The sequence below is a fragment of the Nonomuraea sp. NPDC048901 genome, from assembly GCF_040649695.1.
Lineage (GTDB): Bacteria > Actinomycetota > Actinomycetes > Streptosporangiales > Streptosporangiaceae > Nonomuraea.
Genome location: NZ_JBEZFW010000001.1, coordinates 73032 through 87355, shown reverse-complemented (window position 1 = coordinate 87355; position 14324 = coordinate 73032). Strand labels below are relative to the sequence as shown.

Below are 14324 nucleotides of genomic sequence, written 5' to 3'. Positions count from 1 at the left end.
CATCGTGGCTTCTCGCTCTTGGGGGAGTCTGGAAGATCGGCCTCAAGTGGCGCCCAAGACCTCCTCATTAGCGTGTGCGGTCATGACGATCACGATTCCCGCCACGACGTTCCAGAGTTCTGTGGTGTGCGCCTACACCTCGCTCACCCGCGACGGGCGGCCCATCACCTGGCCCGTCACTCCGTACACCGGGCCCCGCGGCACGATCGACGTCAGCACCGGCCTGACCTATCCCGACAAAGCCGAGCGGGCGCGCCGCGATCCGCGCGTCGCCCTGCTGTTCGAGGGCGATCCGGTGGTGCTGGTGCAGGGCCGCGCCACGGTCCGCGACGCCGACCTGCAGGCCAACACCGAGCGGTACGTCCGCGACTCCCAGGTCAAGATCCCGGACGCCTTCGCGGGGCTGCCGTGGTTCCTGATCAAGCGCTTGACCTGGTACTTCGCGCGGATCTACATCGAGGTGACCCCCGAGCGGATCACCTGGTGGCCCGGCGGCGACCTGACCCGCGACCCGCTGACCTGGACCTGCCCGCCCGGCACCACGATCCCCGCCTCCGACCCCGCGCCGTCGGGCCCCCGCCTGCCCGGCCGCTCCGCGCCGCCCGCCGACTGGCGCCCGTACGCCCGCCGGGCCCGCGACCTCGGCCGGCCGATCGTGTCGACGGTGGCGGACGGCCGGCCCGTGTCCGTGCCCGCGCGTGCCTTCTCGCCCACCTCGATCGGGTACGAGCTGGACCTGCCGGCTGGTGTGGCCGCCGTGCCGGGGCCGGTCTGCCTGACCTTCCACCGGCACGATCCCGGCATGCGATGGCAGGAGAACGTCGTGCTGCTCGGCACCGCCACCGCCCAGAGCGACGACCGGCTCACCGTCGCGATCGAGCGCGCGCTGCCCGACTGGAGCCTGCCCGAGGACCGCCGCCTGCGGACCCGTTCCTTTCTCCGCCACGGCAAACAGCTGAGGCGCCGGCTCCAGACCGAGGCCGCCCGCCGCGCCCAGCCGGTCCCGAAGGTCCGCTGACGCGCGGGGTCAGTCCACCGGTTCGTAGCGGGCCCGGCGGGCGATCACCTCGAATCCGAGGCCGCGGAAGAGAGCGGCCGAGGCTGGGTTGTTGACGTTGACGTCCAGGAAGACCTCCGTCATGCCGCGTGCGCGCATGCGGCCGAGCGCGGCGAGCGCCAGCGCCCGCGCGAGCCCGCGCCGCCGCCACGCGGGCACGGCGCCGACCTGGATCAAGAACCCTTCCGCGCACGCCACGAAGCCGGCGGCTCCGCCAGGTCCGCGCGCCACCAGCGAGCACTCGGGCAGGAACTCGTCGTCGACCAGCCAGTCCACCCACTCCTCCCGCGACCAGCCGGGGAAGCCGGGACGGTCGGCGAAGGACGCGGAGTAGGCCTCGTAGAAGGCCCCTTCTGTGTCCCGCGACCATTCCTGGACCTCCAGCTCCAGCTCCAGCTCCAGCTCCGGCTCCGGCGGCAGCGGTCGGCTCAGGTCGCGGCGGTAGACGTCCTCGGCGAACGTCTGCCGGAGCCCGTGCGAGAGAAACAGCGCGTGGGCCTCCGGGGTCACCGACTCGGTCTCCAGCCGGACCGGCCCCGGCTCCCCGATCAGCCGGACCGGCCGTGCCTCCTTGATCAGCCGGTCCGGCCGTGCCTCCTTGATCAGCCGGTCCAGCAGGCCCGATCCCAGCCCCTGCCCCCGATGCCCCGGGTCGACCAGACCGGTCGCCGCCGACGCGTCGCCCACGGGGCGCACGGCCCCGCAGGCCACCAGGCGGCCGTCGGCGAACGCGCCCACCGCCGTCCCCGCTGCGTACCTGCGCTCCAGGAAGGACAGGGACGCGGTCGCCTGGAGTCCGCCGTCGTGCGCCACGCACCGCCGCGCGAGATCGGCGATGGCCGGCATGTCGGCGGGGGACAGCGCGGTCCACTCAAGGGCCACCGTCGGCTCCTCTCAGGTGCAGGTGACGGTGTATGTCATCTTGTCGGAGGACATGACGTTGGGCACCCTGCTCTCCATATACGCCGTGACGGGCTTTCCCGTCGACTCCTCCACCGTGAACTCGCGCTCGACGACCTTGGCCAGGGGCCCGTTCGCGGGGAAGTCGGTGCTGCCGAGGAAGGGCTGCGTCTTCCCGTCGAAGACCCATTGCGTGAAGAGCGCGTCCATCGGGGCGGACACCGTGACCTTGCCCTGAGCCTTCAGCGTGACCGGGCACTTGCCGCGGTAGTCCGCCGGGGTGATGGACGCTTCGGTGATCGACACCACGCGCGGGTAGGTGCCCGTGGGCGGCTTGCCGTCGCAGATGACCTCGTAGGCCACCGACGGGCTGACATACACCCTGTCGTTGGCGGTGACCTCCAGCCGGACGCTGCCCGACTTGCTGATCCACTCGTCCCACCACCGTTCCAGGGTCACGGGCGCCGCCTGGGCGAAGGTGTAGGTGTACGGCGAGGTCATGCTGCCGTCGGCCCAGCGCCACCGGTAGCTGATCGTGAGCGGCAGCTTGGTGGCCGGTTTGGGGGCGACTTGCGAGCGGATCGTGAACGGTTTGGACTGGCTCGGGCAGGGGGTCGGGTTGCTGTCCGGAGTGATCTCGGTTCCGGTGATGGTCACCGCCTCGTAGATCCGGCAGATGATCCTGAAGGGGACGGAGTCTGTGGCGACCGCGTTCGGGGTGAGCACGCGGAGCCGGGCCGAGCCTTGGCTGATGTTGACCAGGTCCGTCACCTTCCAGGTGTGCTCCAGCGTCGTGGTCAGGTCCCTGGACAGGACGACCTGGCCCGGGATCTTCGTGCCGTCGCTGCGTTCCCACTGGTAGGTGACCTCGGTCGGCTGGGTGACCGCGAGGTCGGCGCGGAAGACGAAGTCCAGCGGTTTGTTGCACGGGCCCTCGTACTGGACGGGCGTCACACGCGCGTCGGTGACGGACGCCAGCGGCCGCTGCTCGGGGCGGGTGCAGGTCACGCGGTAGGCGGACTTGTCCGAGCGGCCGGTCACGTGGCCCTTGTCGTCCAGGATCTCCAGCCAGTGGTAGCCGGAGTGACTGGTCAAGAACGTGCGCGACGAGCTGACCGCCTTGCCCGCAGAGGTGAGCCAGAGTCGTTCGACCGGCTCGGGACCGCCGTCGCTGTCCACCCACCGGTAGGCCACCGACGCCGGCGTCCGGGACGCCTTGATCCGCCCGTCGAACGTCACCCGGTGGCCCGGCAGCCCGCAGCTCCCCGAGTACGGCGCGGGCGTGGTCACCGAGGCGGTCACGCGCGGCGGCTCCGGCGTGTGCACCGTCACCACCACGGGCGAGGCATCCGCGCAGGACACTGTGAACCGGGCCTTGGCCGAGGTCGTCTTGCGCGGGCTGAGCACCTGCAGGGCCTGCCAGCCCGATGTGCTCTTCGCGAACGACTGCCGATCGCGTACGACCACCGCCCCGGCCTTGACCGTGGCGGTGACGACCGCCCCCTTGTGGCCGTCGCCGCGCAGCCAGCGGTAGGTCACCCTGCTCGCGCCGCGTACCGCCACCCTGGCCGAGAACGTCGTGGTGGCCGGGCACGCGCCCGCGTACCGGGCGGGCGAGACCGTCACCCTGCCGACCTTCACTGAAACGGCCGCCGCCTGCGCGGGTGCGGTGGCCAGGCCACCGACCAGCGCAAGGGCAGCGGCCAGCGCCGTCCATGTCCTTCGCACCTCGAACTCCTCAAGCTCCGCAAGATCGGACTGATCCCGGGGAGTGTCGTGCAGGCGACTTGAGCGGGACTTGGGCCGCTTGGGCCGGACACGGGAGTCGCACTCAAGACGTCAAGAAGTTCGCGCCAAGGGGTGGTCCCTAGCGTCTCACTCGGTTGCCCAACGGGGTGATCACCTTCGAAAGGAATCACTGTGCCCAAGATTGACATCGACGACATCGCGGCCATCGGACCGGAGCTGAACGAGGGGGACCTTCGCCTGGTCAACGGCGGCCTGAAGCGGGAGACGTCCAGCTGGGTGATGGATTGGGAGAGCGGCAGGACCTGGAGCGACGCCGACTTCTGATCGTTGGAGCGATGCGGGGCGCCACCGCGCGCCCCGCATCTTCACGTGAGGAGAACGAAAGATGGCGGGCGAGGTACTCATCCTCACCATCGACGCCGACCCGCACGCGGAGCACGTCGCCGGTCTGCTGGCCGAGCGTGGCGCGCGAGCGGTCGTCTTCGACCCGGCCGACTATCCGGTCCGCGCGGTGCTGGACGCGGCCTACGGCCGCGACGGCCGCGTACGCCGGCGGTTGCGCACCACGACCGCCGACGTCGATCTCGACGGCCTGACGGCCCTGTGGTTTCGCCGCCCCCAGTCCCCGGTCGCGCACGCCGAGATCGCGGACGAGGGTGCGCGCGGCCACATCGAGAAGGAGTGCGCGGAGTTCGCCGGCGATCTGTGGGAGCAGCTCGACTGCCGCATGGTCCCGGCGCCCAGGACGCGGGTCAAGCTCGCCCAGCGCAAGTCGTCCCAGCTGGCGCTGGCCGGCCGGCTCGGGTTCGAGCTGCCGGACACGTTGATCACCAACGATCCGGACGAGTTCCTGGATTTTTACCGCCGGCACGAGGGCCGGATCATCACCAAGACCCTGGGCTCGGCCATACTGGCCCGCCCGGACGGGGAGGGTGTCGGCCGGCTGTCGGAGCCGGTGTCCACCCGCGACGTGGCCTATGCCGATGCGATCAGGTTCGGTCCCGTCATCATTCAGGAGTACGTACGCAAACAGGTCGAGCTGCGGGTGACCGTGGTCGGCCGGGCGGTCTTCGCCGCGGAGATCCATTCCCAGGAGAGCAACCACACCCGGTTCGACTGGCGGCGCTACGACCTGGGCAGCACCCGCCACGAGGTGCACCGGCTCCCCGACGAGGTGGCCGGGCGCTGCGTCGAGATCGTCGAACGCCTCGGCCTGCGCTACGGGGCGCTCGACCTGATCCTGACCCCCGACGGGCGTTACGTCTTCCTCGAGATCAACCCGACCGGACAGTGGCTGTGGATCGAGCGGGCCACCGGCCTGCCGATCGGCGAGGCGCTCTGCGACCTACTGCTGTACGGCGAGGTGAAAGACGAGATCGGGCAGACCGTCAGATCCGCGTGAAACACAACAAGGAGAAAGGAAACACCATGTCCAAGATCACGATCGACGACATCGCGCCCGCAGGGGCAGAGCTGCACGAAGGCGACCTCCGCCTCGTCAACGGCGCGCAGAAGCCGGAGCTGTGCACCGCTGTCCTAGACCTGGAGGTAGGCACCTGCTCCATGGACCCGGACATCTGCGGCAACTGACCGACCACGACCGCGCGGGGCGTCGTACGGGCCCCGCGCGGCGCCCTGTGAGAGAGGAGATGCGGCGATGCTGTCCGATGCGCTCGACACGCTGCGCGACCTGGCCGCCCTGGAGCCTCCGCAAGCTCAGGAACGCCTGCGCGAGCTGCGCGAACGCCACCCCGAGTCGCGCTTACGGCTGTTGTGGCAGCGGGAGGAGTACGACGACGCCCTGCACTACGACCTCCTGATCAAGCAGGAGGGAGAGGGAACGATCTCGCTGTCGTGGTGCCCGGACCGGGCGCTGCCGTGGCCGCTGCGGGGCGTGCACCGGTCCAGCGAGTTCCTCCTGCTGCGGATCGACGGAGCGGGCGTGAAGGTGGCCGATGCCGTGGCCTGGCTCGACTTCCTGTGGGACGAGGCCCGGTTGACCGACCGGATCGTCACCGCCGCCTTACTCCAGGTGGAGCTGGCTGGGTCGCCGGTCGAGCTCGCCGACGGCGAGCTGCAGGAGGCGGTGGACGCCTTCCGCCGGGCCCGTGGGCTGCTGACCGCCGAGCAGACGCGCGCGTGGATGGACCGGCGCTGCCTCACGGAGGTGGACCTGCGGGAGCTGGTGGCCGGGGAGCTGGCCGCCGCGCGGGTGCGGGAGAGGGTTACGGCCGGGCGCGTCGAGCCGTACTTCGCCGAACACCGCGAGGAGTTCGCCATGGCCAGGATCGCCCGCCTGACCTTCCCCGACGTCGAAGCGGCCGGCCGCGCGGCCGGCAAGCTGGACGGTTCCGCCGAGGCGCTAGACGGCTTCTACGCCCTGGCCGAGTCCGGGGACGCCGGGCTGGTGATTGAGACCGTGCCGCTCGCCGACCTGCGGAAGCCGGCGCCCGGCGACCAGCTGGTCAGAGTGATCTCGGTCGGCGACGCCGTTTTGGACGCCGAGACGCGTCGTCGTGTCGAACGGCGGATCTTCGAGGAGTGGATCGAGGAGCGCCGCCGGAGCGCGAAGATCGAATGGTTCTGGGGCACCACGAGCCGTACGAGCACGCTGTGAACGGGCGGATCTTCCGGGCGGAGGCGCTGCGCCGCCATGTGGAGCCTTCGGCGCGACGTCGGTCCCTCGAGCTGCGTGCGACCACGTTCGCGCTGCTGTGGGCCGCGGTCATGGTGCTGGTAGCGGTGCTGTCCCTGCTGGCGGGGCCCGTGCTGAGCACCGGTTGGGGCGGAGGATGAGACGGATTCCGGTCATCCTGCAGAACGCGGCCACCGAGTGCGGGGCCGCATGCCTGGCCATGGTGCTGTCCTTCCACGGCCGCCACACCACTGTCCGGGAGCTCTCGGACCGGCTGCAGGTCGGCAGGGACGGGCTGAGCGCGCTCGCGATCGTGGAGGCCGCCCGGGAGTACGGGCTGCGGGCCAAGGCGTTCTCGCTGGAGCCCGCCGACCTGGCCCGGGTGCCGATGCCCGCCATCGTCCACTGGGAATTCCAGCACTTCGTCGTGGTGCGGCGATGGACGTCCTCCTACGTGGATGTCGTGGACCCCGGTCTGGGGCGCAGGCGGCTGACACCGGAGGAGTTCGACGGGGGCTTCACCGGCGTGCTGCTCGCGTTCGAGCCCGCGCCGGGCTTCCGCAGGGGCCGTTCCGGAGCCGGCCGGGAGTGGCGTCGCGAATTCCTGCGCACGCTGCTGGCCAAGCGCAAGGGGCTGCTGGCCCAGGTGCTGGCGGCCTCAGCGCTGCTGCAGCTCCTCGGCCTCGGCATGGCGGCCGCGTTCCAGGTCGTCGTCGATCGGGTCCTGCCGCTCGGCGACGAGCATCTGCTCGCGCTGGCCGGTGGGGCCGTGCTGGCCGCCGCGGTGACGCAGTTCGCGGTGGGATACCTGCGTTCGGTGCTGCTGGTGGCCCTGCGTGCGCGCACCGATGGTGAGGTGACCCGGAACCTGGTCGCCCACCTCGTCGCGCTGCCGTACCGCTACTTCGCCACCCGCGGCACGGGTGACCTGATGAGCCGGGCCAACAGCGTCACCTCCCTGCGCGAGACGCTCACCGGGCAGATCCTGTCGACGCTGCTGGACGGGCCCCTCGCCCTGGTCTACCTCGTCCTCGTCTTTGTGGCCGACCCCGTTCTGGGCGGATTTCTCGTGCTGCTCGCCATGGCTCAGGCCGGCTTGCTGCTCGGCACGTCGCGCCGGGTCGGCGACCTGACCCGGCGCGAGCTGTCCGCTCTGGCCGGCACGCAGACCCGGCTGATGGAGGCCGTACGCGGCGTCGAGACGCTCAAGGCCTCCGGCGCCGAGCCGCGCGCGATGAAGCGGTGGTCGGAGCAGTTCGACGTCCAGCTTGACGCCGACCTGCGTGGCGGCCTCGTCAGAGGACTGGTCGACGCGGCGCTCGGCGCGATCCGCTACCTGGCGCCGCTCGGGCTGCTGTGGGCCGGCGCATGGCGGGTCCTGGACGGCTCGCTCTCGCTGGGCATGCTGCTCGCGCTCAACTCGCTCGCCGCCGCCGCGCTCACTCCGCTCGGCTCGCTGATGACCGCCCTGCAGAACCTCCAGCAGGCCGGCGCGCACTTCGACCGGCTGGCCGACATCCTGGCCGCCGACCCCGAACCGGCCGAGGGCATCGAGGTGCTGCGGCTGCGCGGCGCCGTGGAGCTGCGCGAGGTGCGCTTCCGCCACGATCCGCGCGGGCCCTGGACGCTCCACGACATATCGCTTTCGATACGGCCGGGCCAGAAGGTCGCCCTGGTCGGGCCCTCGGGCTCGGGTAAGAGCACACTCGCCAGGTTGCTGCTCGCCCTCCACACGCCCACGTCCGGCGAGATCCGCTACGACGGCGTCCCTGCCGCCGAGCTCAACCTGCGCTCCCTGCGCCGGCAGTTCGGCGTGGTCACCCAGGAGCCGTCGCTGTTCACCGGCACGATCCGGGAGAACATCGCGCTCAACGACCCCGACGCGTCGCTCGACCGGGTCGCCCACGCGGCCCAGCTCGCCTGCGTTCACGACGAGATCGCCGCCATGCCCATGTCGTACGACACCATGCTCGTGGAGGGCGGCGGCCTGTCCGGCGGCCAGCAGCAGCGGCTCGCCCTCGCCCGCGCGCTGCTGTCCCGCCCGAAGATCCTGCTGCTCGACGAGGCCACCAGCCATCTCGACAGCGCGACGGAGGCCGCGATCGAGGACAACCTCGCCTGGCTGACCCAGACCAGGATGGTCATCGCCCACCGGCTCAGCACCGTACGCGACGCCGACCTCATCCTTGTCGTGGAGGACGGCCGGATCGCCGAGCGAGGTACCCACGCCGAACTGCTCACTCTCCAGGGCCGCTACGCCCGGCTGATCCGCGCCCAGACCGGAGCGCAAACGGTGTGCGACGAACCGCGAAATGTCGAACAGCGCCCCCAGTCCTCGCCGAAGCCCACACGCCGCGTCACATAGGTATAGGCGATATCCCCGATCGCAATCCGGGCTTTGTGCCGGGTCCTGAGCGTGTGGTTGATTCGAAACGGCTCCGGCAGGCCTGTTCCGAGCGGCGAATCCCAGTTCATGGCACCAGCACCCCGAGGAGAAGCGCGTGAGGGACGCGGTCATCGTCGATGCGGTTCGTACCCCCATCGGAAAACGCAACGGAGCGCTGTCTGGCATTCACCCCGCGACCCTCTCGGCACACGTGCTCAAGGCGCTCGCCGGGCGTACCGGAGTGGAGCCGGCGGAGATCGACGACGTCATCTGGGGATGCGTCAGTCAGGCCGGAGACCAGTCCGGCAACATCGGCCGGGTCGCCGTGCTCGCGGCGGGCTGGCCGGAATCGGTCCCCGGCACCACGGTCGACCGCCGGTGCGGCTCCAGCCAGCAGGCGGTCCACTTCGCGGCCGCCGGGATCATCGCCGGACACCACGACATCGTGATCGCCGGTGGCGTCGAGTCGATGAGCCGCGTGCCCATGGGCTCGGCCGCGCGGGACGGTCGCCCGTACCCGGACGAGGTGCTCGAACGTTATGGCGTGTCCGGCTTCAGCCAGGGCACCGGGGCGGAGATGATGGCCGAGCGGTGGGGTCTGTCCCGGCGGCAGCTTGACGAGTACTCCGCCCGGTCACATACCCGGGCGGCGGCGGCCGTCGACTCCGGCGCGCTCGACGGGCAGCTCGCGCCCGTCGAGGGAGCCCTGCGGGCCGACGAGGGCATCCGCCGCGGCTCGTCGGTGGAGACGCTGGCAGGGCTGAAGACCGCGTTCCGCGACGACGGCGTGATCACCGCCGGCAACGCCTCGCAGATCTCCGACGGCGCGGGCGCCCTGCTCCTCACCTCCGGCGAGACCGCCCGGGCGCGTGGATGGCGGCCGCTCGCCCGTGTGCACACCGCCGCACTGGCGGCCGACGACCCGGTCATCATGCTGACCGCGCCCATCGAGGCCACGGCCAAGGCGCTCAAGAAGTCCGGCCTGCGAATCGACGACATCGGAGCCTTCGAGGTGAACGAGGCATTCGCCCCGGTCCCGCTGGCCTGGCAGGCCGAGACCGGCGTCTCCGGCGACCGGCTCAACCCCCTGGGCGGGGCGATCGCCGTGGGCCATCCGCTGGGCGGCTCGGGCGCCGTCCTGATGACGCGCCTCGTCCACCACATGAAGGACCAGGGCCTCCGCTTCGGGCTGCAGACCATGTGCGAAGCGGGCGGCATGGCCAACGCGACCATCCTCGAACTGCTCTGACGAGAGGGCCTCACCCATGCGTTTGGAAGGATTGTGCACCGCCGTCACCGGAGGCGCGTCCGGCCTCGGGCTGGCGACGGCCCGGCGGCTTGTCGAGGCGGGCGGCAAGGTGGTCGTCGTCGACCTGCCCGGCTCCGCCGGCGAAACCGTCGTCAAGGAGCTCGGTGCGGCGGCGCGGTTCGCCGCCGCGGACGTCACCGACGCCGAGGGGTTCGCGGCGGCACTCGACGTGGCCGACGAGTTCGGCGGCCTGCGGGGGCTCGTGCACTGCGCGGGCGCCGGCCGCCGGCTGAGGCTGCTGGACAAGGAGGGCGAGCCCGGCTCCCTGGAGGACTTCGAATGGGTGATCAAGCTCAACCTGGTCGGCTCGTTCAACGCCCTGCGCCTCGCCGCCGCCCGCATCGCCCGCCAGGACGAGATCGACGGCGAACGTGGCGCCATCGTGCTGACCGCGTCGGTTGCCGCGTACGAAGGCCAGATCGGCCAGATCCCGTACACCGCGGCGAAGGCGGGCATCGTCGGCATGACGCTGACGGCGGCTCGTGACCTGGCGAGCCGGTCGATCCGGGTGTGCACGATCGCGCCCGGGATCATGGACACGCCCCTGCTGGCCCGCCTGCGGGAGGACGTCCGGGCCTCCCTGGAGGCCGGCGTGCCCAACCCGGCCCGGCTCGGCCGCCCGGACGAGTTCGCGCGGATGGCGGGCCAGATCCTGGAGAACGGCTACCTCAACGGCGAGACCATCCGGCTCGACGGCGCCATCCGCATGGCGCCGCGCTGAGGCGGCCGCATGGGCGCTGCTGGATACAGTCAGGGCGTGGACCTGCACCAGATCAAGTATTTCCTCGCGGTCGTCGACCACAACGGCATCAACGCCGCGGCGACCGCGCTCGACGTCGCCCAGCCCACCGTCTCGCAGGCCATCCAGGGGCTGGAGCGCGAGCTCGGCGTCCCGCTGTTCCACCGCATCGGCCGCGGCATGGTGCTCACCTCGGCCGGCCACAGCCTGGTGGGGCCCGCGCGCCGCATCCTGCGCGACGTCGTCGCCGCGGAGAGCTCGTTCGTCGACGCGGCCGGCCGGCCGCGGGGGCGGTTGGACGTCTTCGCCATGGCCGCCCTGTCCGCGGACCCGGTGGCCCGCCTGGTCGGCGCCTTCCGCAGGGAGTTCCCGAAGGTCTCCATCCGCATCGGCGATCTGCGCGACGAGACCATGGCGGCGTCCCTGATCAGGGAAGGGCACTGCGAGATCGTGGCCTGCCATCTGCCCGCCACGGACTGCGCCGGACTGGAGGTGCGCGAACTCGGGGTGCAGGAATACTGGCTCGTCCTCCCGCCCGGCTCGGCGCCGCCGTCCGATCCGCTGCCGCTCGCCGAACTGCCGGACATCCCGCAGGTGACCGTACCGCGCGGCAGCTCCCAGGTCGTCGGCGGGATCGAGCAGGCGGTCGCGGCGGCGGGACGCGCCATCGGGCCGTCCGTCGTGGTGGAGCACCGTGAGGCCCGCCTGCCCTTCGTACTCGCCGGCGTGGGCGCCACGTTCCTGGAGCGGTCGATGGCTGAGGCCGCCGCGGCCCGGGGGGCCGTCGTGCGCCGTCTGGAACCACCGATCAGCCGGGCGTATGGACTGGTCTACGACCCCGCGGCGCTGTCCCCGCCGGGTCGCGCGTTCGTCGGTATGGTCGCGGCCGGCCCGTAGGCCTGCCGCAGCTCGTGCTTGCGCACCTTCCCGCTCGCGTTGCGCGGCAGCTCGGCGATCACGGTGACGCGCCGTGGCACTTTGTAGGCCGCCAGCCGCGTCCGGCACCACTCCCTGATGTCCTCGGCCGTAGGCAGGCCCCCCTCGCTGGCGGGCACCACGACGGCCAGCGGCGTCTCGCCCCATCGCTCGTCCGGCACGCCCACCACGGCGACCTCCGCCACCCCCGGGTGGGTGGCGATGGCCTCCTCCACCTCGGCGGAGTAGATGTTCTCCCCACCAGAGATGATCATGTCTTTGAGGCGGTCGACGACATAGATGTAGCCGTCCTCGTCCTGGCGGACGAGATCGCCCGAGTGGAACCAGCCTCCGGCGAAGGCCGCCGCCGTCTCGGCCGGCTTGTTCCAGTAGGCCGTCATGATCGTCGGTCCGCGGTAGACGATCTCGCCGATCTCGCCTCGCGGCACGTCGTTCATCTGCTCGTCCACGATGCGGACCTCGACGTTGACCAGCGGGGTCCCCACTGACCCGATCTTGCGGAGGGCTTCCTCGCCGAGGAGCACGGTCGACACCGCGCTGGTCTCCGTCTGGCCGAACACGCTCAGCAGCCTCGCGCCGGGGAAGGTCTCGATCATCCGGAGCAGCAACGCCTTGGTCGCGGGAGCGGCGCCCCACGAGATGAGCCGCAGCGCCGACAGATCCCGCTCCGCGATGCCCGGAACGTCGCAGACCGCCTGCCACTGGGCGGGGACGAGGAAGACGTAGCCGATGCGCTCGCGTTCGAGCAGGTCCAAGGTCCCCACCGGGTCGAACCGGCCGGACCTGGCGATCACTGTCCGCCCGCCGACCATGACGCTGGACAGCAGGGCGGCCAGGCCGCCGATGTGGAAGAGCGGGGTGCTGATCAGCCACGCCCGGCAGTCGCTCGGCACGCCGATGTGGGCGAACCTGCTCATGGTCTGGACGGCCAGGTTGTAGTGCGTGAGCACGGCACCCTTGGGCCGGCCGGTCGTGCCGGAGGTGTACATGATGAACGCGGGCGCGTGGGGGTCGACCGCCACGCGGGCGCCGCTCTTGGGCGCCTCGCGCAGCGCGTCCTCGTACGACTCCAGGTCCGCGCCCAGCTCGCCGGCCGCTCCCGCCACGAGGCAGTGCCGCACGGTCGGCACGTTCTTCCACGCCCGCGCGAAGGTGGCGGCCAGGCCGTCCTCGACGACGGCGACCACGGCTCCGCTGTCGGCCAGCTGGTAGGCCACCTCGTCGGCGTGCAGCCGGAAGTTCACCGGTACGCAGACCGCCCCCATGCGGGCGCAGGCGAAGAAGACCTCCACCGGTTCGAGCCCGTTGTACATCATCACCACGACCCGGTCACCCGGACCGACGCCGCGCGCCCCGAGGACGTGGACCAGCCGGTCGACCCTTACGTTTAGCTGGCCGTACGTCCGGTCGACCCCGTCCATGCGCAGCGCCACCGCGTCGGGGATGGATCGGGCGTGCCGGGCGAGCTGGTCACTGATTGTCATTCCCGAGTAGGCGGACGGTGTGTTCACGTCGGTTCTCCTTCGCATCCGGCCGGCGTGCGCTGCCGAGAGTCGACCATCCCCTCGGGCATCGCGCGCTGCTGAGAGTCGACCATCCCCTCGGGCGTCGCGCAAAGAGCGAACGCCGCATCGTCCGATAGGCCGAACCTATGAGAGCCGTCGCCGGCTCATGTCCGCCGCCACGTTCAGAAAGGCCGTGGCGGCGGGGGACAGCGGCCCAGGCCGGAACACCAGGCGCACCGTCCGCCGCACCTGCGGCGACGTTGATCGCACCACCACGTTGCGCAGCTCGGTCTCGGCGATCCGCCGGGGGAGGAACGTGGCGCCCGCGCCGTGCATGACCAGCTCCCAGATCGCCTGCCGGTGCGCGCACTCGACGGCCACGAAGCCAACGGCCTGCCCCAGCACGTCGTCGAGTGCGGCCCGGCCGCCCGCCTCCGAGGATTCCAGGACCAGGGGGATGTCGCCGATCGCGGCCAGCGGGACCGGGTCGGGCAGCGCGGCGGCCAGGTGCGGGGGGAGGACGAGAGTGATCTCATGCTCCCAGAGCTCCTGGGTCCGCAACAGGTCGCTCCTCACCGGTGCGTCCGTCAGCCCCAGCTCGGCATCGCCCTGGCGCACCTGGCTCAGGACCCCCGATGAGCTGCCGGGATCGCGTACGGTGACCAGGATCCCAGGATGCGCCCGGTGCAGCGCGCTGGTCAGCTCCGGCAGCGGATCGGCGGACAGCGCGGACAGCACCGCGATCTCCAGACGCCCGGTCAGCAGGTCTCTGACGGCGTGCACGCGCCGCTTGGCGGCCTCGACGTCGGCCAGGATCTGCCGGGCCGGGTCGACGAACGCCCGCCCGTCGGCGGTCAGGGTGAGCCAGCGGCCGGACCGGTCGAACAGCTGTGTGCCCAGCTGGCGTTCAAGGCTGCGGATCGCCTGGGACAGCGACGGCTGCGCGATGTAGAGCGCCTTCGCGGCCTTGGTGACGCCGCCATGGTCGACGACCGCTACGAAGTACGTGACGAGCCGCAAATCCATGCCCTGAACTTTACTCATAGGCAGCGCCGATAGATCCATACGCACCCTGGTCTTTGCGCGTACCGGTGCGGTGATGATGCAG

The 14324-nt window shown here is 71.2% G+C and carries 14 protein-coding genes; 10 read left to right on the top strand and 4 right to left on the bottom strand.

Annotated features, from left to right (window positions below; all coding sequences use genetic code 11):
* The first annotated feature begins 82 nt into the window (after positions 1-82).
* Entirely contained in the window at positions 83-1018 is a 936-nt protein-coding gene (locus AB0C30_RS00470; protein WP_357938060.1) for a pyridoxamine 5'-phosphate oxidase family protein, read from the top strand.
* Between the two features lie 9 nt (positions 1019-1027).
* On the opposite strand, the gene AB0C30_RS00465 is transcribed toward AB0C30_RS00470, so the two are convergent.
* Both AB0C30_RS00465 and AB0C30_RS00460 read right to left on the bottom strand, forming a co-directional pair.
* Positions 1028-1939, bottom strand: coding sequence for a GNAT family N-acetyltransferase (locus AB0C30_RS00465; RefSeq protein WP_357938057.1), 912 nt, complete (start codon positions 1937-1939; stop codon positions 1028-1030).
* Between the two features lie 12 nt (positions 1940-1951).
* On the bottom strand, positions 1952-3685 hold the full coding sequence (locus AB0C30_RS00460; RefSeq protein ID WP_357938054.1) for a hypothetical protein: 1734 nt from the start codon (positions 3683-3685) through the stop codon (positions 1952-1954).
* 192 nt (positions 3686-3877) lie between these two features.
* Here AB0C30_RS00460 and AB0C30_RS00455 point away from each other — a divergent pair, with 192 nt between their 5' ends.
* From AB0C30_RS00455 to AB0C30_RS00415, 9 genes are all read left to right on the top strand, one after another.
* Complete coding sequence (locus tag AB0C30_RS00455; protein ID WP_357938051.1) at positions 3878-4030, top strand: putative ATP-grasp target RiPP; 153 nt, start codon at positions 3878-3880, stop codon at positions 4028-4030.
* A 61-nt stretch (positions 4031-4091) separates the two neighbouring features.
* Positions 4092-5108, top strand: a complete 1017-nt coding sequence (locus AB0C30_RS00450; RefSeq protein WP_357938048.1) for an MvdC/MvdD family ATP grasp protein — start codon at positions 4092-4094, stop codon at positions 5106-5108.
* A 26-nt stretch (positions 5109-5134) separates the two neighbouring features.
* Positions 5135-5296 carry a hypothetical protein gene (locus AB0C30_RS00445; RefSeq protein WP_357938045.1) on the top strand — a complete coding sequence of 54 codons (162 nt, stop codon included), beginning with the start codon at positions 5135-5137 and terminating at the stop codon, positions 5294-5296.
* Positions 5297-5363: 67 nt separating this feature from the next.
* On the top strand, positions 5364-6323 hold the full coding sequence (locus AB0C30_RS00440; RefSeq protein WP_357938042.1) for a TIGR04500 family putative peptide maturation system protein: 960 nt from the start codon (positions 5364-5366) through the stop codon (positions 6321-6323).
* A complete protein-coding gene (locus tag AB0C30_RS00435) occupies positions 6320-6502 on the top strand; it encodes a hypothetical protein (RefSeq protein WP_357938039.1) in 183 nt (60 codons plus the stop codon). Before AB0C30_RS00440 ends, AB0C30_RS00435 begins: the two co-directional genes overlap by 4 nt.
* Positions 6499-8706, top strand: coding sequence for a peptidase domain-containing ABC transporter (locus AB0C30_RS00430; protein WP_357938036.1), 2208 nt, complete (start codon positions 6499-6501; stop codon positions 8704-8706). The genes AB0C30_RS00435 and AB0C30_RS00430 overlap by 4 nt, the downstream gene beginning before the upstream one ends.
* A 136-nt stretch (positions 8707-8842) precedes the next feature.
* Positions 8843-9976 (top strand): thiolase family protein, encoded by a 1134-nt coding sequence (locus AB0C30_RS00425; protein WP_357938033.1) that lies wholly within the window; start codon positions 8843-8845, stop codon positions 9974-9976.
* A 16-nt stretch (positions 9977-9992) separates the two neighbouring features.
* Complete coding sequence (locus AB0C30_RS00420) at positions 9993-10757, top strand: SDR family NAD(P)-dependent oxidoreductase (RefSeq protein WP_357938030.1); 765 nt, start codon at positions 9993-9995, stop codon at positions 10755-10757.
* Positions 10758-10793: 36 nt separating this feature from the next.
* Positions 10794-11672 carry a LysR family transcriptional regulator gene (locus AB0C30_RS00415; RefSeq protein WP_357938027.1) on the top strand — a complete coding sequence of 293 codons (879 nt, stop codon included), beginning with the start codon at positions 10794-10796 and terminating at the stop codon, positions 11670-11672.
* Here AB0C30_RS00415 and AB0C30_RS00410 read toward each other — a convergent pair.
* Together AB0C30_RS00410 and AB0C30_RS00405 are read right to left on the bottom strand one after the other, a co-directional pair.
* Complete coding sequence (locus AB0C30_RS00410) at positions 11606-13222, bottom strand: long-chain-fatty-acid--CoA ligase (RefSeq protein ID WP_357938024.1); 1617 nt, start codon at positions 13220-13222, stop codon at positions 11606-11608. The two genes, AB0C30_RS00415 and AB0C30_RS00410, sit on opposite strands and share 67 nt — an antisense overlap.
* A 138-nt stretch (positions 13223-13360) precedes the next feature.
* On the bottom strand, positions 13361-14242 hold the full coding sequence (locus AB0C30_RS00405) for a LysR substrate-binding domain-containing protein (RefSeq protein ID WP_357938021.1): 882 nt from the start codon (positions 14240-14242) through the stop codon (positions 13361-13363).
* Positions 14243-14324: the final 82 nt, after the last annotated feature.

What these genes read in the sequence shown, in the direction of transcription:
- AB0C30_RS00470 (WP_357938060.1), top strand. Translation starts at nt 83, where the DNA reads ATGACGATCACGATTCCCGCCACGACGTTCCAGAGTTCTGTGGTGTGC.
- AB0C30_RS00450 (WP_357938048.1), top strand. Translation starts at nt 4,092, where the DNA reads ATGGCGGGCGAGGTACTCATCCTCACCATCGACGCCGACCCGCACGCG.
- AB0C30_RS00445 (WP_357938045.1), top strand. Translation starts at nt 5,135, where the DNA reads ATGTCCAAGATCACGATCGACGACATCGCGCCCGCAGGGGCAGAGCTG.
- AB0C30_RS00440 (WP_357938042.1), top strand. Translation starts at nt 5,364, where the DNA reads ATGCTGTCCGATGCGCTCGACACGCTGCGCGACCTGGCCGCCCTGGAG.
- AB0C30_RS00430 (WP_357938036.1), top strand. Translation starts at nt 6,499, where the DNA reads ATGAGACGGATTCCGGTCATCCTGCAGAACGCGGCCACCGAGTGCGGG.
- AB0C30_RS00420 (WP_357938030.1), top strand. Translation starts at nt 9,993, where the DNA reads ATGCGTTTGGAAGGATTGTGCACCGCCGTCACCGGAGGCGCGTCCGGC.
- AB0C30_RS00405 (WP_357938021.1), bottom strand. Translation starts at nt 14,242, where the DNA reads ATGGATTTGCGGCTCGTCACGTACTTCGTAGCGGTCGTCGACCATGGC.